The sequence below is a fragment of the Erwinia sp. S43 genome (assembly GCF_016624745.1).
Lineage (GTDB): Bacteria > Pseudomonadota > Gammaproteobacteria > Enterobacterales > Enterobacteriaceae > Erwinia > Erwinia coffeiphila.
In genome coordinates, this window is sequence record NZ_JACVTX010000004.1 from 1 (window position 1) to 19,654 (window position 19,654).

The following is a 19,654-nucleotide window of genomic DNA, read 5'->3' on the forward strand; positions in this document are numbered from 1 at the left end:
TGCGACCAATTGATTAAAAGTCAACTGCTCTACCAACTGAGCTAACGACCCAATTTTGTGCTGCTGGATGCTATTTACATATCCCCCGGCAACGGCGGCATATATTACTGATTTGAATTTCCAGCGCAACCACTATTTCAACACATTACGTTCAACTGCTTAGCTTTCACGCGTTAAGACCAGAATTCAGGCGTATTCTGGTCAAATCGCGCCAGTTAAAGAGCTGCGGAACGCTTTTGCGCCTGCTTTGCCGCTTCACTGTTTGGATAAAGTTTTATAACCTGCTGGTAAACGGCTTTGGCTTTTGCCTTATCGCCCTTCTCCTGCATGATCACTCCAACCTTAAACAACGCGTCGGCGCTTTTTGGCGATTTAGGGTAATTTTTGACAACCGTAGCGAAATAGTAGGCCGCATCGTCTTTTTTGCCCTTGTTGTAATTCAACTGCCCAAGCCAGTAGTTGGCATTAGGCTGATAGGTTGAATCCGGATACTTTTTCACAAAGGCCTGAAACGCTGCGATAGCCTGATCGTACTGTTTTTTTTCCAGTACCAGCGCCACCGCTGCGTTGTAGTCGGTATTCGCATCGCCGCTTTGCGTCGGCGCGGCCGTTGGGGCCGCCGCCGTTGCATCGCCTGCCGCACTGCCAGTTGCAGCCGCCGCTCCGGCGGCTGCATCTCCCGCACCGCTGGCCTGCGCACCGGCATTAGCACCACCGCTGCTCAGACTGTCGATCTGCTGAAGGATACCTTTCTGTCGCTCAACAACCTGGTTCAGCTGATAGCTGTTTTCCTGGATCTGGCCGCGCAGAGAATCAATATCGTTTTGCGTGTCGGATAGCTGCTGCTGGAGCTGCTGGAGGAGTTGTGCCTGAGCATTAGAAATACGCTCAAGAGTGGTGACGCGGTCTTCGACCGAGCCTGAGCCAACGCTACTGATTGTTGCCTGGGCATTAGCGGCCCAGGGGGCCGCTATGCCAATCAGTAACGACAGACTCAATAGTTGAGTTCTGAAGCTACTAATCATGTGAGTCTCTTAGTAAACCAGTACGGCACGACGGTTTTTAGCATAGGCTGCTTCGTCGTGGCCCAGTACAGCTGGCTTCTCTTTACCGTAAGAAACGATAGAGATCTGGTCAGCAGAAACACCTTTACCCTGCAGGTACATCTTAACTGCGTTAGCACGACGCTCGCCCAGTGCGATGTTGTACTCAGGAGTACCGCGCTCATCCGCGTGACCTTCAACAGTCACTTTGTAAGACGGGTTGCTACGCAGGAAGTTAGCGTGCGCATCCAGCATCTGAGCGAATTCAGACTGGATGTCATATTTGTCCAGACCGAAGTAAACGATGTTGTTCTGCTGCAGCTGCTGCATCTGCAGACGCGCCTGCTCGTCAGAAGACATGTTGCCGCCGTTGTTGTAGCCGCTGTTAGAACCGTCCAGGCCTGCATTGGTCTGGTCGTTGTTGTTGTTCTTATGTGAGCTACAAGCCGCTACCGCGATTACTGGCAGTGCCAGCATTAAGCCTTTCAGCACTTTGTTCAGTTGCATTTTTGATTCCTAATTATTGTTTGTCATACATATTTATATGCATTACAGATACGGCGACCAGGCAGGAAACTTGACCTGTCCATCAGTTGCCGGAAGACGCGCTTTGAAACGCCCATCCGTCGAAACCAACTGCAATACGGAACCCATACCCTGAGTTGAGCTGTAGATTACCATTGTGCCGTTAGGTGCGAGACTTGGCGTCTCATCCAGGAACGTGTCCGTTAATTGTTGAACGGCTCCCGTTACCAGATCTTGTCGGGCGACGTGTTGAGCGCCACCGTTGGTGCTGATCATCACCATTGATTTGCCATCAGCGCTCACGTCCGCATCCTGGTTCTGTGAACCTTCCCAGGTAATACGCTGCGGTGTACCACCGCTTGCACTGACTTTATAAATTTGTGGGCGTCCGGCCTGGTCAGAAGTATAGGCCAGGCTCTGGCTGTCCGGGAACCAGGTCGGCTCGGTGCTGTTGTAACGACCGTCGGTCACCTGGCGGATCTGGCCGGAGCCAATATCCATCACGTACAGGTTCAAACTGCCGGTTTTAGAAAGAGCGAAAGCCAGCTTGCTGCCGTCCGGTGAGAATGCCGGTGCGCCGTTGTGACGTGGGAACGAAGCAACCTGACGGATAGCACCGTTGGCCAGCGTCTGGATCACCAGCGCTGATTTACCGCTCTCAAAGGTCACATAGGCCAGTTTGCTGCCGTCCGGAGACCAGGCCGGGGACATCAGCGGCTGAGGTGAACGGTGAACCACAAACTGATTGTAGCCATCGTAGTCGGAAACGCGCAGCTCATACGGGAACTGGCCGCCGTTGGTGGTTACCACGTAAGCGATACGCGTACGGAACGCACCTTTAATGCCGGTCAGCTTCTCAAAGCTTTCATCACTGGCGGTGTGCGCCGCATAGCGCAGCCACTGTTTGGTGACTTTGAACTGGTTTTGCGCCAGTACCGCACCCGGGTTGCCGGAGGTATCGACCAGCTGGTAGGAAACCAGATAGCTACCGTCGGCACCAGGCTGCACCTGACCAACCACCACGGCATCAATACCCAGCGCGGTCCATGCAGCAGGCTGCACTTCAGCGGCAGAGGTTGGCTGCTGTGGCAGACGTGAACGATCCAGCGGGTTAAATTTGCCGCTGTTACGCAGGTCGGCAGCAACGATGCCACCAATATCTTCCGGGGCAGCGCCAGGGCCATCCCACTTAAACGGAACCACGCCGATAGGGCGCGCGGTGTTCACACCCTGAGTAATTTCAATGCGTACTTCTGCATGCGCCACGGCGACAAACAGCAGTAAAAAACTCAGCGCTACACGAAATGCCTGCTTCATTATTTCTCCCTTATCCGGACAAAACGCCCATGATAATTAGCCTTGTATCAACAAACCTAAGAGTACGGCATGTTTAACATAGTTCAACATGCCGCTGGTTACCGGATTCTTACGGTTTAAATTCCAGCGTTGCATCTTTAACAGCCTGCCACACTTCCGGGCTAGGTGGTTTAGGAATCTTCGCCATATTGGCGGCATTCACCGCTGCCTGGCAAAGTGCCGAGTCACCGCCCGCCGGCTTCGCGGAGATCAGTAATCCGTCTGCTGCCAGTTTAATCCGAACATCGCAGGTTTTACCGGCGAAGGTATCTGCATCATAGAACTTACTCTGGATCGCACCTTTAACCTGCCCCAGATAACTGTCTATTGCCGCGCCGGAGGCACCGGATTTTTTCTGTGTACCCTGCCCTGCAGCGCCGCCACCGCCTGCGGCATTACCTGATTTCGGCGCATTCTTACCGGAGGAGAGATCCCCCAGCAGGTCGCCTACGTCACCGGCATCTTTCGCTGCCTCGGCTGCCGCTTTCTTCTTGGCTGCGGCATCCGCTTTGGCTTTGGCCGCGGCGTCGGCTTTCGCTTTCGCGGCAGCATCGGCTTTTGCCTTCGCTTCAGCGGCAGCTTTCTCTTTGGCTTCCGCTGCGGCTTTTTCTTTTGCTTCTGCGGCGGCCTGGGCTTTCGCCTCGGCAGCAGCCTGCGCCTTGGCTTCCGCTGCTGCAGCTTTCGCATCCGCGGCTGCTTTCACTTTAGCCGCTTCCGCAGCGGCCTGCTTAGCCTGCTCTTCCGCTTTTTTCTTCGCGTCAGCAGCAGCCTTTTTGACCTCTTCTTCCGCTTTTTTCTTGGCATCCGCTGCGGCTTTCGCCTGAGCATCGGCCTCTGCTTTAGCCTGCGCCTGAGCGTCGGCCTTGGCTTTCGCCTGGGCATCCGCTTTCGCCTTAGCCTGTGCGTCCGCTTCGGCTTTCGCTTCGGCCTTGGCTTTTGCTGCAGCCGCCTCGGCCTGTTTCTGTTCCTGCTGCGCCTGTTTGGCTGCGGCTTCCGCCTGTTTCTGCTCGGCTGCCTGTTCCGCTGCCTGTTGCTTAGCGTCTTCCTGCGCCTGCAGACGCTCTTTTTCCAGCTGCTTCAGCCGCTGTTGCTCAGCGGCCTGCTTCTGCTGCAGCTCTTCCGCCTGCTGTTTTGCCTGCTTCTGACGCTGCTGCTCGGCGCGCTTGCTGTCGCTCTGCTGATTTTGTTGGCGATTGTACTGTTCAACGACAGCACCAGGATCGACCATCACCGCGTCAATATCGCTACCGCCACCGCCGCCGCTGGCGTCGATATTTTCGTCAAACGAGCTCCATACCAGCGCCGCAATCAAAATGATATGCAGCACCACGGAAATGGTTATGGCTCGTTTTAACTTATCGTCTTGCTCGGTTGCCTTCGACACTCTCGGTTCCCAAAAACGGTTCGGATGAATTAAATCGGCTGCGTCATCAGTCCGACGGACTTAACGCCTGCCTGATGCAGCAAGTTCAGCGCCTTGATGATTTCGTCGTAAGGCACTTCTTTAGCACCGCCAATCAGGAACACGGTCTTCGGATTCGCCGTAATGCGGCTTCGCGCTTCGGCAATCACCTGTTCCGGCGGCAGCTGCTCCATCCGGTCGTGATCGACCACCAGGCTGTACTGTCCGACGCCCGCAACTTCGACAATCACTGGCGGATTATCGTCACTGGAGACTGTTTTTGAATCGGTTGCGTCCGGCAGATCCACTTCCACACTCTGGGTGATAATCGGTGCCGTTGCCATGAAAATCAGCAACAGCACCAGCAGCACGTCCAGCAATGGAACAATATTGATTTCGGACTTCAGATCGCGACGACCGCGACCACGCGTTCTGGCCATAAAACCTCCGACTTACTTGCTTGCGTCGCTGGAGAAAGCCTGACGATGCAGGATAGCCGTAAACTCTTCCATAAAGTTGTCGTAGTTCTGTTCCAGCTTGTTCACACGCTGGTTCAGGCGGTTATAGGCCATAACGGCCGGAATCGCCGCGAACAGACCGATCGCAGTGGCAATCAGTGCTTCAGCAATACCCGGAGCAACCATTTGCAGGGTGGCCTGTTTCACCGCGCCCAGCGCGATAAAGGCATGCATAATCCCCCACACCGTACCAAACAGGCCGATGTAAGGACTGATGGAGCCCACTGTACCGAGGAATGGAATGTGGTTTTCCAACGCTTCCAGCTCGCGGTTCATGGAAATGCGCATGGCGCGCGTCGCCCCTTCCACCGCCGCTTCGGGGGCATGGTTGTTCGCACGATGAAGACGTGCAAACTCCTTAAAGCCCGCGTAGAAGATTTGTTCAGAACCGCCAAGTTCATCGCGACGCGCCTGGCTTTCCTGATAAAGACGAGACAGTTCGATACCCGACCAGAACTTGTCTTCGAAGGCGTCCGCATCGCGTGCAGCAGCATTAAGGATACGGGTGCGCTGAATAATGACCGCCCAGGAAGCGATTGAAAACCCGATCAAAATCAACATGATAAGTTTGACCAGAAGGCTCGCCTTCAGGAACAAATCAAGAATGTTCATGTCAGTCACTGCTTGAACTCCGCGACAATAGACTTGGGAAGCGCTATCGGCTTCATTAGATGTGGGTTGATGCAGGCGATAAGGACTTCTGCTTCATTGAGCACACGGCCATCTGCATTAAGGATACGCTGGGCAAATGTCATGGTCGTTCTGCTCATGGCAATGACCTCGCTCTGCACGTCGAGCATATCGTCGAGGCGGGCAGCTGCAAGGTAATCGACCGTGATACGACGCACGACAAAAGCGACCTGTTGTTCCAGAAGCGCCTGCTGATTGAAATGACGCTGACGCAGCATCTCAGTCCGTGCTCGTTCATAAAAAGCGACATAGCTGGCGTGGTAAACCACACCACCGGCATCGGTGTCTTCGTAATAGACGCGAACCGGCCATTGAAACAGCGTTGTACTCACTCTACATCCCGGTAATGCTTAAACGTTGGTACATGAAAACGTTGCTACTATACGCAAGAGATTACGCCTTTGGAATGGGTTGCCAGAGGGGAACGAAAATAATTATCAGCCGGTAACAACTTAGCTGATTTCAGCACATTTATCAGACAAAGACTGACAGAAATGCAGCTAAAAAAAGATTTCTTAGCACTGAATCGAACAGAAGGAAGAAGAGAGTGAAAGGGCCAGCCACTGCTGACCCCAGAGGCGTTTATAAAAAGAAAAATGCCAGACCGATGATAAGTACCACCAGAGCCGGGAGCGGCGAGAAAAATCCCTGCCAGCGCAGGCGGCGCGGACGAAAGCCTACGCCGTGAATCACTCCGCTGCAAACGGCCCACATCAGCACCAGTCCCTGCCAGATGGCAAGCTGGCTACTGTTAGCAGCAAAGCGTGACGGGTCCCAAAACATACAACCCGCCAGCAGCAGTGCGGCTATCAGTGAAAGGGCCCGCAGCGGGCCCTTATCCATCAGCCGATAAAGATGAGCGATGCCCTGCCCCATTAATGTTTATCTTTCGCTGTTGCTTCTGCCTGCTCCAGAGCCAGCGCGGTGATCACACCGAAAGCACAGGCCAGCAGCGTGCCAAGTATCCAGGCAAAATACCACATAGTGTCGCTCCTTCTTAGTAGAGAGAATGGCTGTTACTTTCAATCTGCTCTTTGGTCACGCGACCGAACATTTTGTAGTAACACCAGATGGTGTAAGACAGGACGATTGGCACAAAGATAATTGCCACTACGGTCATTACTCTCAGCGTCAGCAGAGTCGACGTTGCATCCCACATTGTCAGGCTGACGTTAGGTACGGTTACTGAAGGCATGATGAATGGGAACATCGCCACGCCCGCGGTCAGGATAACGCAGGCCATCGTCAGAGAAGAGAAGACGAATGCCCAGGCCCCTTTCTCCAGACGAGAGCAGAGAATCGTCAGCAGCGGCAGCACAACGCCCAGCGCAGGAATTACCCACAGTATCGGAGCGCTGTTGAAGTTCCGCATCCAGGCTCCCGCTTCATGGCTTACTTCTTTCAGTAACGGATTAGAAACGCCGTTATGATCGATAGCGGAAGTCACTACATAGCCATCAATGCCGTAAACAACCCAGACACCTGCCAGCAGGAAACACACCATCATCACCAGTGCAGAAATCTGCGCGGTAACGCGTGAACGCAGATGCAGTTCACCCACGGTACGCATTTGCAGATAAGTTGCCCCCTGGGTCAGGAACATCGTCAGGCTGACGATACCTGCCACCAGGCCAAACGGATTCAGCAGCTGGAAGAAGTTGCCGGTGTAGAACAGGCGCAGATCGCTATCAATGTGGAACGGCACACCCTGCAGCAGGTTACCAAACGCCACACCGATCACCAGCGGCGGCACAAAGCTACCGATGAAAATGCCCCAGTCCCACATTCCGCGCCAGCGCATGTCTTCAATTTTCGAGCGGTAATCAAACCCAACCGGACGGAAGAATAAAGACGCCAGCACCAGAATCATCGCCACGTAAAAGCCGGAGAACGCCGCGGCATAGACCGTTGGCCAGGCAGCAAACAATGCACCACCAGCAGTAATCAGCCAGACCTGGTTACCGTCCCAGTGCGGTGCAATACTGTTAATCATCACGCGGCGCTCGGTATCGGTTTTACCCAGAATACGCGACAGCATACCCACGCCCATGTCAAAGCCTTCGGTGACGGCAAACCCAATCAGCAGTACACCGATCAGCACCCACCATACAAAACGCAATATCTCGTAAGAAAACATGTGAGAACTCCTGTCTTAGCGTGCTGGCTGCGAATGAGTACTGGACAGCTCATAGTGATAGCGTCCGGTTTTCAGGCTACTCGGTCCAAGGCGGGCGAATTTAAACATCAGATACATTTCCGCGACCAGGAACAGGGTATACAGTCCGCAAATCAGACCCATTGAGAACAACAGGTCACCAGCGGTCAGTGAGGAGTTCGCCACGGCAGTTGGCAGCACTTCACCGATTGCCCAAGGCTGACGACCGTACTCGGCAACAAACCAGCCGGACTCAATAGCAATCCACGGCAATGGAATACCGTACAGAGCACACTTGAGCAGTGTTTTGCAGTTACCAATGCGGTTACGAATTACTGACCAGAACGACAGACCGATAATCAGCAGCATCAGCACGCCACAGCCAACCATGATGCGGAAGGAGAAGTAGAGCGGTGCTACGCGTGGAATTGAATCCTTGGTTGCCATCTCGATTTGCGCTTCGCTGGCATCAGTGACGTTTGGCGTATAGCGTTTGAGCAGCAGGCCATATCCGAGGTCATGTTTCGCCGCATTGAAGGCAGTACGAACAGCCGGGTCCTGGTTGCCGCTGCGCAGTTCCTGCAGCAGTTCATAGGCTTTCATCCCGTTACGGATACGGACTTCATGCTGGCCAAGCAGTTCTTTCAGACCGGTTACCTGTTTATCCACCGAACGGGTAGCAATCAGGCCCAGCGCCCACGGAATTTGCACCGCGTATTTATTTTCCTGCGTATCCTGATCGGGAATACCGAACAGGGTAAACGCAGCAGGAGCCGGCTGGGTTTCCCACTCGGCCTCTATCGCCGCCAGTTTAGTTTTCTGTACGTCACCAATTTCATAACCGGATTCATCACCCAGTACGATAACCGACAGAATAGCGGCCATACCGAAGCTGGCAGCAATCGCGAATGAGCGTTTAGCAAATGCCAGATCGCGGCCACGAAGCAGATAGTAAGAACTGATACCGAGGATAAACATCGCTCCGCAGGTGTAACCCGCAGCAACGGTGTGAACGAATTTAACCTGAGCGACCGGGTTCAGCACCAGCTCAGAGAAGCTGACCATTTCCATACGCATGGTTTCGAAGTTAAATTCTGAGGCAATCGGGTTCTGCATCCAGCCGTTGGCGACCAGAATCCACAGCGCAGAAAGGTTTGATCCCAGCGCAACCAGCCAGGTCACAGCCATATGCTGCACTTTACCCAGACGATCCCAACCGAAGAAGAACAGGCCGACAAAGGTCGATTCGAGGAAGAACGCCATCAGGCCTTCGATCGCCAGCGGCGCACCGAAGATATCGCCTACGTAGTGAGAGTAATAGGACCAGTTGGTACCGAACTGGAACTCCATGGTGAGTCCTGTTGCGACGCCAAGAGCAAAGTTAATCCCAAATAACTTGCCCCAGAACTTAGTCATATCCTTATAGATTTGCTTACCTGAAAGCACATATACCGTTTCCATTATTGCCAGCAGAAACGCCATACCCAGCGTTAATGGTACAAACAGGAAGTGATACATGGCAGTCAAGGCAAACTGTAACCGCGACAGTTCGACAATATCCAACATTTTGACTCCTTGCTCCGCTAATGGGTCGTGGCAAAAAATAATTGAGTAAATTACTCAGGTATATTCCGCTGACCCGAAAATACATAATTATTCCTGGTATTGGTTTCAGACGCATAACAGCGCGCCTCCCGCCAGGGTGATCTAAAAGTTAAAGACAGGTTAAAAAGCTCGGTAAGACTTGCACCAGCTATAATACGCCCCAATAGACTTATATTTAAAGGGGTTTATCACTGCATTATTGTTTTTTATATCCAGATCAAATTTCTGCACATGGCGGGCCAGAACATCCATTTGATATAGCGCAATTTATACCAAAATTGACAAATTCTTCCAGTTAAATACCTGGTAAATAACTCGCGTTTTTTTGATCTAAAATAACATTTAGACTATTAGCAAATGGTAGCAAAGGCATAATTGTTAATTATTTGTACCTTATATTTACGTAACAGTTAAACATTAAGGTAATATGATGGGCAATTTAAGACATGACGAGAAATATTATATTAAATAATAAATAAGCCATTTTTTGATGAACTGCTTAAAGCCTGGCAGAGGATCAAAAAAAAGGCCACCCGAAGGTGGCCAATATGTCGAGTTTTTTTAACGTTATTTCTGTGGCAGAACGGCTTTAACCGCATCGCCGATGTCAGCCAGGCTACGCACGGTTTTAACACCGGCCGCTTCCAGTGCTGCAAATTTCTCGTCAGCAGTACCTTTACCACCGGCGATGATCGCACCGGCGTGGCCCATACGCTTGCCCTTCGGCGCGGTAACACCAGCAATGTAGCCTACAACAGGTTTGGTGACGTGTTCCTTGATGAACGCCGCAGCTTCTTCTTCAGCGCTGCCGCCGATTTCACCGATCATCACGATCGCTTCAGTCTGCGGATCGTCCTGGAACAGCTTCAGAATATCAATGAAGTTAGAGCCAGGAATTGGGTCACCGCCGATACCGACACAGGTAGACTGGCCGTAGCCGATATCAGTCGTTTGCTTAACGGCTTCATAAGTCAGGGTACCGGAACGTGAAACGATACCGATACGACCCGGCTGGTGAATGTGACCAGGCATGATGCCGATCTTACATTCGCCAGGGGTGATAACGCCCGGACAGTTAGGACCGATCATGCGCACACCGGCTTCGTCCAGCTTCACCTTCACGGTCAGCATATCCAGCGTCGGAATACCTTCGGTGATGGTGATAATCAGTTTGATACCGGCATCGATAGCTTCCAGGATACCGTCCTTACAGAACGGAGCCGGAACATAGATAACAGATGCGGTTGCGCCTGTCGCTTCTACGGCTTCACGCACGGTGTTAAATACCGGCAGACCCAGGTGCTCAGTACCGCCTTTGCCTGGCGTTACGCCGCCAACCAGCTGCGTACCATAGGCCAGCGCCTGTTCGGAGTGGAAGGTACCCTGACCGCCGGTGAAACCCTGGCAGATCACTTTGGTGTTTTTATCGATCAGAATTGACATTATTTACCCTCCGCTGCGGCAACAACGCGCTGCGCCGCGTCACTCAGGCTGGTTGCTGCAATAATATTCAGGCCGCTGTCTGCCAGTTTTTTGGCACCCAGTTCAGCATTGTTACCTTCCAGACGCACAACAACCGGTACGTTTACACCCACTTCCGCCACGGCACCGATGATACCGTCAGCGATCAGGTCACAGCGAACAATGCCGCCGAAGATGTTCACGAATACCGCTTTCACTGCGTCATCGGACAGAATGATTTTAAACGCTTCAGTCACGCGCTCTTTGGTTGCGCCACCGCCAACGTCCAGGAAGTTAGCAGGCTGGCCGCCGCTCAGCTTAACGATGTCCATGGTACCCATCGCCAGACCTGCGCCGTTAACCATACAGCCGATGTTGCCTTCCAGCGCCACGTAGTTCAGTTCCCACTGTGCTGCGTGCGCTTCACGAGAATCTTCCTGGCTTGGGTCGCGCATTTCGCGCAGTTCAGGCTGGCGGAACATCGCGTTACCATCGGCAGTCAGTTTGCCGTCCAGGCAGACCAGATCGCCCTGCTTGGTGATCACCAGCGGGTTGATCTCAACCAGTGCCAGATCGCGCTCCAGGAACAGCGTTGCCAGACCCATGAAGATTTTGGTGAACTGACCAATCTGCTTACCGGTCAGGCCCAGTTTAAAGGCCAGCTCGCGACCCTGGAAAGGCTGCGGGCCAGTCAGTGGGTCCAGCGCCATTTTATGAATCAGGTGCGGGGTCTCTTCCGCCACTTTTTCAATTTCCACGCCGCCTTCGGTTGACGCCATAAACACAACGCGACGCGTTGCACGGTCAACCACTGCACCAAGATACAGCTCCTGGTCGATGTCGGTTGCCGCTTCAACCAGAATCTGGTTTACCGGCTGGCCGTTAGCATCGGTCTGGTAAGTAACCAGGTTTTTACCCAGCCAGTTTTCAGCAAAAGCACGAATGTCTTCTTTGCTGTTAACCACTTTCACACCGCCCGCTTTACCGCGGCCACCGGCATGAACCTGACATTTCACTACCCACGGACCGGCGCCGATTTTAGAGGCGGCTTCTTCTGCTTCACGTGGCGTGGTGCAGGCATAACCGGTTGGTGCCGGTAAGCCATACCGTGCAAACAACTGTTTTGCCTGATATTCGTGTAAGTTCATGATGTTCTATCCATTCAGGTCTGAAAAGACTTAGCCGTCAGCAACGGCTACACATAGGATGGGTGCGGCACAAGGCCGCACGCCAGGGGTTTTAAACGTCCAGCAGCAGACGAGCCGGATCTTCCAGCAGTTCTTTAATCGCCACCAGATAACCGACGGATTCGCGGCCATCAATCAGACGGTGATCGTAAGAAAGTGCCAGATACATCATTGGCTGAATCACAACCTGACCGTTTACCGCCATAGGACGATCTTTAATGGCATGCATGCCCAGGATCGCGCTCTGCGGTGGGTTGATGATCGGCGTGGACATCAGTGAACCAAAGACGCCGCCGTTGGTAATGGTGAAGTTACCGCCGGTCAGTTCATCTACGGTCAGCTTGCCGTCACGGCCTTTAATAGCCAGCTCTTTAATTTTCTTCTCGATGTCCGCCATGCTCAGGGCATCGACATCTTTCAGCACCGGAGTCACCAGGCCACGTGGAGTGGAGACTGCAATGCTGACGTCGAAGTAGTTGTGGTACACCACGTCTTCGCCGTCGATTGAGGCATTCACTTCCGGGTAACGCTTCAGCGCTTCTACCACGGCTTTGATGTAGAAAGACATAAAGCCCAGACGCACACCGTGACGTTTTTCGAAGGCTTCACCGTACTGCTTGCGCAGTGACATGATTGGCTGCATGTTCACTTCGTTGAAGGTGGTCAGCATGGCGGTGCTGTTTTTAGCCTGCAGCAGACGTTCAGCTACGCGCTTACGCAGACGAGTCATCGGCACGCGTTTTTCACTGCGGTTGCCCAGCGAACTGGCTGGTGCAGCTTCAGCTGCTTTAGGTTCGGCGGCTTTCGCTACCGGTGCCTTAGCCAGGTGTTTCTCCACATCTTCACGCGTCAGACGACCGCCGACTCCGCTACCTTTAATTGCGGCTGCATCAAGGTTGTGCTCCGCGATCAGGCGACGAATTGCCGGGCTCAGGGCATCGTTGCTCTCTTCTTCCAGAGAAGCGCTCTGACGCTGTGCCGGAGTCGACTCTTTGCTGTCGGCTTTCGCTGACGTTTCTTTGCCCGCGCTGTTGCCCTCTTTCAGGCGACCCAGCACCTGACGAGACGTTACGGTTGCACCTTCATCTTCAACGATCGCTTCCAGTACACCGTCTGCTGAAGCAGGAACTTCCAGGATCACTTTGTCAGTTTCGATCTCGACCAGCACTTCATCACGCTGAACGCTATCGCCAGGTTTTTTATGCCAGGTTGCAACAGTCGCATCAGCAACGGATTCTGGCAGATCGGGAACAAGAATCTCTACACTACTCATTATTTTTCCTTAATTTATTCAACGTTCAGCGCGTCATCAACCAGATCTTGCTGCTGCTTCTGGTGAACGGACATATAGCCAACTGCCGGCGATGCAGATGCGGGACGACCGGCATAACGTAATGAAGCCCCAAACGGCACGACTTCGCGGAAATGATGCTGACTGCAATACCATGCACCCTGGTTCAGAGGCTCTTCCTGACACCAGACAAAATCATGCACGTGAGCGTACTGCTGCAGGATATCCTGTACCGCTTTATGCGGGAACGGATACAGCTGCTCGATACGAACGATGGCCACGTTGGTTTGCTCGTTTTTACGACGTTTTTCCAGCAGGTCGTAATAAACCTTACCGGAACACAGCACAACGCGCTTCACGCCCTGCGGATCAAGCTCATCGATTTCACCGATAGCAGGCTGGAAACCGCCGTTAGCCAGTTCTTCCAGAGAAGATACCGCCAGCGGATGACGCAGCAATGACTTCGGTGACATCACCACCAGCGGACGGCGCATACCGCGCAGCGCCTGGCGACGCAGCATGTGATAAACCTGAGCCGGTGTGGACGGCACGCAAACCTGCATGTTCTGCTCGGCGCAAAGCTGGAGATAACGCTCCAGGCGTGCGGAAGAGTGCTCCGGTCCCTGACCTTCATAGCCGTGCGGCAACAGCATCACCAGGCCACACATACGGCCCCACTTCTGCTCGCCGGAACTGATGAACTGATCGATTACCACCTGAGCACCGTTGGCGAAGTCGCCAAACTGCGCTTCCCAGATGGTCAGAGTACGGGGTTCTGCGGTGGCGTAACCGTATTCAAAGGCCAGTACCGCTTCTTCTGAGAGTACAGAGTCCCAGACTTTGAAGGTCCCTTGTCCATTGTGCACGTGCTGCAGTGGAGTATAGGTAGAACCGTTGGACTGGTTGTGGATCACTGCGTGGCGATGGAAGAAGGTACCGCGCCCCATATCCTCACCGGACAGACGGCATGGGATGCCCTCATCAACCAGCGTGGCGTAGGCAAGGTTTTCAGCTGCGCCCCAGTCGAACAGTTTATTACCCGCGGCCATTTCGGCACGGTCGTTATAAATTTTCGCTACGCGCGACTGCATTTCAACCGCTTCCGGCACTGTACTGATGCGCTTAGCCAGTTCCTGCAGGCGCTTCAGATCTGTGGTTTCCGGATATTTCTCGTCCCACTCGTGGTTAAGATAAGGAGACCAGGTAAAGGAGTGCAGGCTCATCGGACGCCACTCAGGCACCACGCATTCACCAGCATCCAGAGCATCACGGTACAGATTGACCATTTCCGTGGCATCTTCCAGGCTGGCGACCTTCTCGGCTTCCAGCTTGTCAGCATAGAGTTTACGCGGCGTAGGGTGTTTCTTGATTTTCTGGTACATCACCGGCTGCGTCGCACTTGGCTCATCAGCTTCGTTGTGGCCATGACGGCGATAGCAAACCAGATCGATAAAGACGTCGCGTTTGAAGGTGTTACGGAAATCCAACGCCAGACGAGTGACAAAGGCAACGGCTTCCGGATCGTCCGCGTTTACGTGGAAAATCGGTGCCAGCACCATTTTACCAATATCGGTACAGTACTGAGTCGAACGGGCATCTTTCGGGTTTGAGGTGGTGAAACCAATCTGGTTGTTGATCACGATACGTACGGTACCGCCCACTTCATAACCACGAGCCTGCGACATGTTCAGGGTTTCCTGCACCACGCCCTGCCCGGTGACTGCTGCATCGCCATGAATGGTAATCGGCAGTACTTTATTGCTGCTCGGCTCATCAAGACGATCGAGGCGCGCGCGAACGGAGCCCATAACCACCGGGCTAACGATCTCCAGGTGCGATGGGTTGAATGCCAGCGCCAGGTGCACGCTGCCACCCTCTGTTTCAACATCAGAGGAGAAGCCCATATGGTACTTAACGTCGCCGGTACCCAGATGTTCTTTATGCTTGCCGGAGAACTCGTCGAACAGCTCCTGCGGCCTTTTACCCAGCACGTTGATCAGCACGTTAAGACGTCCGCGGTGCGCCATACCCAGCACCACTTCACGCGTGCCGCTCTTACCGGCATGACGGATCATCTCATTGAGCATTGGCACCAGTGCATCGCCGCCTTCCAGTGAGAAGCGTTTAGCACCCGGGAATTTTGCCCCCAGATAGCGCTCCAGACCTTCTGCTGCGGTCAGCTGCTTGAGGAAGCCTTTCTTCTCTTCTGGAGAGAACGAAGCGCGCCCCATTACCGACTCAAGACGCTGCTGAATCCAGCGCTTCTCATCGGTATTAGTGATGTGCATGTACTCAGCGCCGATTGAACCACAGTAGGTTTGCTTCAGTGCTGCATACAGGTCGGACAGCTTCATCGTGTCTTTGCCGATGGCAAATGAACCGACGTTGAAACTCTCCTGGAAGTCAGCCTCACTTAATCCATGATAGGCAGGATCAAGATCCGGAACCGTCTCCAGTTTCCACAGCCCTAACGGATCGAGGTTGGCATGCTGATGTCCGCGGAAACGGAAAGTGTTAATCAGCTGGAGAACCTTGACCTGCTTGGCGTTGGTTTCAGGATCGCTAACGGAGGTGGTATAACGCGATGCGTCTTTCGCCAAACGACGAAAGTACTCGCGAGTCGTGGAATGAAATTGCTCAGGTTTAACCCCAGTACCGGGAAGCTGCTGGAAAAGAGATTTCCATGCATCATCGACAGAGTCAGGATCGGTTAAAAAGTCCTCATAGAGTTGCTCTATGTAGGACTGGTTCGCGCCGGCCAGCCAGGAGGAGTCCAGCCAGGGTTTCATCGCGCTGTTCTGCATTGTGATCCCTTAAGCATTTTTTGCTTTTTTTCGCCGTGGTTGTTTAATGGAACCTTTGCAAGTCCCGCGCCGCGTAAACGGCTTACCGAAATACGGTTCTTCGATACGAGCGACCGGCCCGTAAGGGAACCTTTGCAAGACGTTTCCAACAACTGCACTCTATTGGAAACATCTTACAAAGATGTCCTGTTAAAACTCCGGGAACCAGAGGTTCCCGGAAACAACACTATTATGCACCACGCTGCAGCAACATCGACTTGATATGGCCGATGGCTTTGGTCGGGTTTAGCCCTTTCGGGCAGACACTGACACAGTTCATGATGCTGTGGCAGCGGAATACACTGAAAGCATCACTCAGATTATCCAGACGCGCATCGGTTTCTGTATCGCGGCTGTCAATCAGGAACCGGTACGCAGCCAGTAACCCTGCCGGGCCAATAAATTTGTCCGGGTTCCACCAGAATGACGGACATGAGGTGGAACAGCATGCACAAAGAATACACTCGTACAGGCCATCCAGTTTTTCACGCTGCTCCGGCTGCTGCAAATGCTCCCTTGCTGGTGGTTTTTTCCCATTATTCAACAGGTAAGGCTTAATCTTCTCATACTGAGCATAGAATTGCCCCATGTCTACCACCAAATCACGAATAACCGGTAATCCTGGCAGCGGGCGGATAACAATTTTCTTTTTGCCATTGCCCAATGCGGAAACCGGTGTGATGCAGGCCAGACCGTTTTTACCGTTCATGTTGATACCGTCAGAACCACATACCCCTTCACGGCACGAACGGCGGAAGGCTAATGTCGGATCTTTCTCTTTCAAACGCATCAGCGCATCCAGTAGCATCATGTCGCGGCCTTCTTCAGACTCCAGCGTGTAATCCTGCATCCGCGGAGCATCATCGACATCCGGGTTGTAACGATAGATGGAAAATTCGAGTCTCATGTGTTTCTCCGCAAACTAGTAAGTACGCGCTTTCGGCGGGAAGGCCGCACGCAGTTTCGGCTGCATGTTCACCTCACGGCGAGTCATGCTTTCACTTTGCGGCAGATACAGGCTGTGACATAACCAGTTCGCATCATCACGCTCAGGATAGTCGAAGCGGCTGTGCGCTCCACGGCTTTCGGTGCGGTAGTTAGCCGACACCGCGGTGGCATAAGCCGTTTCCATCAGGTTATCCAGCTCCAGGCACTCAACGCGCTGGGTGTTGAAGTCGCTGGAACGATCGTCAAGACGGGCATTTTTCAGGCGCTCACGCAGAACTTTAAGTTCGGCCAGGCCTTTCGCCATCGCATCACCTTCACGGAATACCGAGAAGTTATTCTGCATACAGGACTGAAGCGCTTTACGAAGCTCGGCAGGATCTTCACCCGAAACGTTGTTATTCCAGCGGTTCAGACGTGCCAGAGAAGCTTCGATCTCTTCTTCTGTCGCATCGCGCAGCTCACCCTGCTCGGCGATAGATTCCTGCAGGTGCACACCCGCAGCACGGCCAAAGACCACCAGATCGAGCAGCGAGTTGCCGCCCAGGCGGTTAGCACCGTGTACCGATACGCAGGCGATTTCGCCCACGGCAAACAGGCCAGGGATCAACACATCTTCACCCTGTTCATTTACCGTCAGCGCCTGGCCGCTTACGCGGGTCGGAATGCCACCCATCATATAGTGGCAGGTCGGTATAACCGGGATCGGCTCTTTCACCGGATCGACGTGCGCAAAGGTACGGGACAGTTCGAGAATGCCCGGCAGACGCGCTTCTAAAACATCTTTACCCAAGTGATCGAGTTTCAGCTTGGCGTGCGGGCCCCACGGACCATCGCAGCCGCGGCCTTCACGAATCTCGATCATGATCGAGCGTGCAACCACATCGCGACCGGCCAGATCTTTTGCATTCGGCGCGTAGCGTTCCATAAAACGCTCACCGTGCTTGTTCAGCAGGTAGCCACCCTCACCGCGACAGCCTTCCGTTACCAGTACACCGGCACCGGCAATACCCGTCGGGTGGAACTGCCACATTTCCATATCCTGCACCGGCACACCGGCACGCAGTGCCATACCCACGCCGTCACCGGTGTTGATATGCGCATTGGTGGTTGACTGGTAGATACGTCCGGCACCGCCGGTTGCCAGCACGGTAGCGCGGGCTTTGAAGTAAACCACTTCACCATCTTCAATATTCAGTGCGGTACAACCCACGATGGCACCGTCGGCGTTTTTCACCAGGTCCAGCGCGTACCATTCGGAGAAGATAGTGGTGTGGTTTTTCAGGTTCTGCTGATACAGCGTATGGAGAAGCGCATGGCCGGTACGGTCTGCGGCTGCTGCGGTACGAGCCGCCTGCTCACCGCCGAAGTTCTTCGACTGGCCGCCGAACGGACGCTGGTAGATTCGGCCATCATCAAGACGGGAGAACGGCAGGCCCATATGCTCCAGTTCCAGAATCGCTTCCGGACCAACGTTGCACATATATTCAATCGCGTCCTGGTCTCCGATGTAGTCGGAACCCTTGACGGTATCGTACATGTGCCATTCCCAGTTATCTTCGTGGCTGTTACCCAGCGCTACGGTAATACCGCCCTGAGCAGACACGGTGTGGGAACGGGTTGGGAAAACTTTCGACAACAGGGCACAGGTCTGGCCCGATTGGGAAATCTGCAGTGCGGCGCGCATACCTGCACCACCGGCACCAATAACTACGGCATCAAATTCTCTGACTGGCAAACTCATTACGCACCCCACACCACTACAGTTCCATAAATTGCATATACCAACAGCGCAACCACTATCACCAGCTGCAGCATCATGCGCAGCGCCAGTGGTTTAATGTAGTCGGTCAGTACCTGCCACATACCGATCCAGCCGTGCACCAGGATGGAGAACAGCGTCAGAAGGGTGAAAACTTTAGTAAAGGAAGAGGCGAAAAAACCACGCCAGATGTCATAGGTCAGGGTCCCAGACATCACCAGAAAACCGAGGATATAAATCACATAGAGGGTCATCACCATGGCGGCGGCACGTAGCAGCAGCCAGTCATGGATGCCATTACGACCCAGTGCAGAAGCATTGCTTACCATACAAGGACTCCAGCCAGGATTGAGAGCACGACAGTAATACCGAACGCAATTTGCGCAGAAAGTTTGCCCGTTTCTAATGTTTCACCCAGATAGCCAAAGTCCATCATTAAATGGCGAATGCCGCCGGCAATGTGATAAGCCAGCGCGGTCAGAATGCCCCACATAATGAATTTAGCGATAAAGCTGTCCATCACGGCGGATGCCTGCTGGAAGCCTTCGGGTGAAGAGAGTGACAGACCCAGTAACCAGAGCAGGATCCCGATCGCCACGAAGGTGATCACACCGGAAACGCGGTGGAGAATGGATGCTATTGCAGTAACGGGAAACCGGATCGTAGTGAGATCCAAGTTGACAGGTCTTTGTTTTTTCACGGTTTTGCCCACACAGCTTTTCTTATTTTGCTTCCTCCGGTCCTGAGGGCGGGTCAGACAGCGTTAACAAGTCAAACATTGCGCCAGGCACCTAAAACAACATCCAGTGTCAAAACGACGCGTATGAAACGCTGGGTGGCTCCTACAACAGGGTATTCCCGGAGACCTGGC

At 53.5% G+C, this 19,654-nt stretch carries 19 protein-coding genes; all 19 read right to left on the reverse strand.

The genetic code is table 11. From position 1 onward, the window contains the following. Nucleotides 1-215 precede the first annotated feature (215 nt). The 19 genes from cpoB to sdhC all read right to left on the reverse strand — a co-directional run bounded on the left by cpoB (nt 216) and on the right by sdhC (nt 19,495). Nucleotides 216-1,025: a cell division protein CpoB gene (cpoB, locus tag IBT47_RS06205; protein ID WP_105591098.1), complete on the reverse strand. Its 810-nt coding sequence runs from the start codon at nt 1,023-1,025 to the stop codon at nt 216-218. A 9-nt stretch (nt 1,026-1,034) separates the two neighbouring features. After that, complete coding sequence (pal, locus tag IBT47_RS06210; RefSeq protein ID WP_105591097.1) at nt 1,035-1,550, reverse strand: peptidoglycan-associated lipoprotein Pal; 516 nt, start codon at nt 1,548-1,550, stop codon at nt 1,035-1,037. Between the two features lie 42 nt (nt 1,551-1,592). After that, nucleotides 1,593-2,885, reverse strand: a complete 1,293-nt coding sequence (gene tolB / locus IBT47_RS06215; protein WP_105591096.1) for a Tol-Pal system beta propeller repeat protein TolB — start codon at nt 2,883-2,885, stop codon at nt 1,593-1,595. A 109-nt stretch (nt 2,886-2,994) separates the two neighbouring features. After that, nucleotides 2,995-4,308 (reverse strand): cell envelope integrity protein TolA, encoded by a 1,314-nt coding sequence (gene tolA, locus IBT47_RS06220; RefSeq protein ID WP_200559815.1) that lies wholly within the window; start codon nt 4,306-4,308, stop codon nt 2,995-2,997. A 29-nt stretch (nt 4,309-4,337) separates the two neighbouring features. Further along, entirely contained in the window at nt 4,338-4,766 is a 429-nt protein-coding gene (tolR, locus tag IBT47_RS06225; protein ID WP_105591094.1) for a colicin uptake protein TolR, read from the reverse strand. Between the two features lie 12 nt (nt 4,767-4,778). Next, the gene (tolQ, locus tag IBT47_RS06230) at nt 4,779-5,456 is read right to left on the reverse strand and encodes a Tol-Pal system protein TolQ (protein WP_200560051.1); all 678 of its coding nucleotides are present in this window, start codon (nt 5,454-5,456) and stop codon (nt 4,779-4,781) included. 5 nt (nt 5,457-5,461) lie between these two features. Beyond that, entirely contained in the window at nt 5,462-5,866 is a 405-nt protein-coding gene (gene ybgC, locus IBT47_RS06235; RefSeq protein ID WP_105591092.1) for a tol-pal system-associated acyl-CoA thioesterase, read from the reverse strand. A 250-nt stretch (nt 5,867-6,116) separates the two neighbouring features. Then, the gene (gene ybgE / locus IBT47_RS06240; RefSeq protein ID WP_200559816.1) at nt 6,117-6,410 is read right to left on the reverse strand and encodes a cyd operon protein YbgE; all 294 of its coding nucleotides are present in this window, start codon (nt 6,408-6,410) and stop codon (nt 6,117-6,119) included. After that, nucleotides 6,410-6,517: a cytochrome bd-I oxidase subunit CydX gene (gene cydX / locus IBT47_RS06245; protein WP_105591090.1), complete on the reverse strand. Its 108-nt coding sequence runs from the start codon at nt 6,515-6,517 to the stop codon at nt 6,410-6,412. The genes ybgE and cydX overlap by 1 nt, the downstream gene beginning before the upstream one ends. A gap of 14 nt (nt 6,518-6,531) precedes the next feature. Beyond that, nucleotides 6,532-7,671: a cytochrome d ubiquinol oxidase subunit II gene (gene cydB / locus IBT47_RS06250; RefSeq protein ID WP_105591089.1), complete on the reverse strand. Its 1,140-nt coding sequence runs from the start codon at nt 7,669-7,671 to the stop codon at nt 6,532-6,534. 15 nt (nt 7,672-7,686) lie between these two features. Then, nucleotides 7,687-9,255, reverse strand: a complete 1,569-nt coding sequence (cydA, locus tag IBT47_RS06255; protein WP_105591088.1) for a cytochrome ubiquinol oxidase subunit I — start codon at nt 9,253-9,255, stop codon at nt 7,687-7,689. 606 nt (nt 9,256-9,861) lie between these two features. Further along, nucleotides 9,862-10,737 carry a succinate--CoA ligase subunit alpha gene (gene sucD / locus IBT47_RS06260; protein WP_105591087.1) on the reverse strand — a complete coding sequence of 292 codons (876 nt, stop codon included), beginning with the start codon at nt 10,735-10,737 and terminating at the stop codon, nt 9,862-9,864. Then, entirely contained in the window at nt 10,737-11,903 is a 1,167-nt protein-coding gene (sucC, locus tag IBT47_RS06265; protein WP_105591086.1) for an ADP-forming succinate--CoA ligase subunit beta, read from the reverse strand. The genes sucD and sucC overlap by 1 nt, the downstream gene beginning before the upstream one ends. A 91-nt stretch (nt 11,904-11,994) precedes the next feature. Beyond that, nucleotides 11,995-13,215: a 2-oxoglutarate dehydrogenase complex dihydrolipoyllysine-residue succinyltransferase gene (gene odhB / locus IBT47_RS06270; RefSeq protein WP_200559817.1), complete on the reverse strand. Its 1,221-nt coding sequence runs from the start codon at nt 13,213-13,215 to the stop codon at nt 11,995-11,997. A 14-nt stretch (nt 13,216-13,229) separates the two neighbouring features. Beyond that, a complete protein-coding gene (gene sucA / locus IBT47_RS06275) occupies nt 13,230-16,037 on the reverse strand; it encodes a 2-oxoglutarate dehydrogenase E1 component (RefSeq protein WP_200559818.1) in 2,808 nt (935 codons plus the stop codon). 229 nt (nt 16,038-16,266) lie between these two features. Further along, nucleotides 16,267-16,983, reverse strand: coding sequence for a succinate dehydrogenase iron-sulfur subunit (locus tag IBT47_RS06280; protein ID WP_105591083.1), 717 nt, complete (start codon nt 16,981-16,983; stop codon nt 16,267-16,269). A 15-nt stretch (nt 16,984-16,998) separates the two neighbouring features. Next, entirely contained in the window at nt 16,999-18,765 is a 1,767-nt protein-coding gene (gene sdhA / locus IBT47_RS06285; protein ID WP_105591082.1) for a succinate dehydrogenase flavoprotein subunit, read from the reverse strand. Beyond that, the gene (sdhD, locus tag IBT47_RS06290; RefSeq protein ID WP_105591081.1) at nt 18,765-19,112 is read right to left on the reverse strand and encodes a succinate dehydrogenase membrane anchor subunit; all 348 of its coding nucleotides are present in this window, start codon (nt 19,110-19,112) and stop codon (nt 18,765-18,767) included. The genes sdhA and sdhD overlap by 1 nt, the downstream gene beginning before the upstream one ends. After that, nucleotides 19,106-19,495, reverse strand: coding sequence for a succinate dehydrogenase cytochrome b556 subunit (gene sdhC, locus IBT47_RS06295; RefSeq protein WP_105591080.1), 390 nt, complete (start codon nt 19,493-19,495; stop codon nt 19,106-19,108). The genes sdhD and sdhC overlap by 7 nt, the downstream gene beginning before the upstream one ends. Nucleotides 19,496-19,654 lie beyond the last annotated feature (159 nt).

Excerpts from the sequence above, each read along its gene's own strand:
- sucC (WP_105591086.1), bottom strand. The coding sequence starts at position 11,903 with ATGAACTTACACGAATATCAGGCAAAACAGTTGTTTGCACGGTATGGC.
- cydA (WP_105591088.1), bottom strand. The coding sequence starts at position 9,255 with ATGTTGGATATTGTCGAACTGTCGCGGTTACAGTTTGCCTTGACTGCC.
- cydX (WP_105591090.1), bottom strand. The coding sequence starts at position 6,517 with ATGTGGTATTTTGCCTGGATACTTGGCACGCTGCTGGCCTGTGCTTTC.
- tolR (WP_105591094.1), bottom strand. The coding sequence starts at position 4,766 with ATGGCCAGAACGCGTGGTCGCGGTCGTCGCGATCTGAAGTCCGAAATC.
- sucD (WP_105591087.1), bottom strand. The coding sequence starts at position 10,737 with ATGTCAATTCTGATCGATAAAAACACCAAAGTGATCTGCCAGGGTTTC.
- IBT47_RS06280 (WP_105591083.1), bottom strand. The coding sequence starts at position 16,983 with ATGAGACTCGAATTTTCCATCTATCGTTACAACCCGGATGTCGATGAT.
- sdhA (WP_105591082.1), bottom strand. The coding sequence starts at position 18,765 with ATGAGTTTGCCAGTCAGAGAATTTGATGCCGTAGTTATTGGTGCCGGT.
- tolB (WP_105591096.1), bottom strand. The coding sequence starts at position 2,885 with ATGAAGCAGGCATTTCGTGTAGCGCTGAGTTTTTTACTGCTGTTTGTC.
- cydB (WP_105591089.1), bottom strand. The coding sequence starts at position 7,671 with ATGTTTTCTTACGAGATATTGCGTTTTGTATGGTGGGTGCTGATCGGT.
- sdhD (WP_105591081.1), bottom strand. The coding sequence starts at position 19,112 with ATGGTAAGCAATGCTTCTGCACTGGGTCGTAATGGCATCCATGACTGG.
- pal (WP_105591097.1), bottom strand. The coding sequence starts at position 1,550 with ATGCAACTGAACAAAGTGCTGAAAGGCTTAATGCTGGCACTGCCAGTA.
- ybgE (WP_200559816.1), bottom strand. The coding sequence starts at position 6,410 with ATGGGGCAGGGCATCGCTCATCTTTATCGGCTGATGGATAAGGGCCCG.
- odhB (WP_200559817.1), bottom strand. The coding sequence starts at position 13,215 with ATGAGTAGTGTAGAGATTCTTGTTCCCGATCTGCCAGAATCCGTTGCT.
- sucA (WP_200559818.1), bottom strand. The coding sequence starts at position 16,037 with ATGCAGAACAGCGCGATGAAACCCTGGCTGGACTCCTCCTGGCTGGCC.
- tolQ (WP_200560051.1), bottom strand. The coding sequence starts at position 5,456 with ATGAACATTCTTGATTTGTTCCTGAAGGCGAGCCTTCTGGTCAAACTT.
- cpoB (WP_105591098.1), bottom strand. The coding sequence starts at position 1,025 with ATGATTAGTAGCTTCAGAACTCAACTATTGAGTCTGTCGTTACTGATT.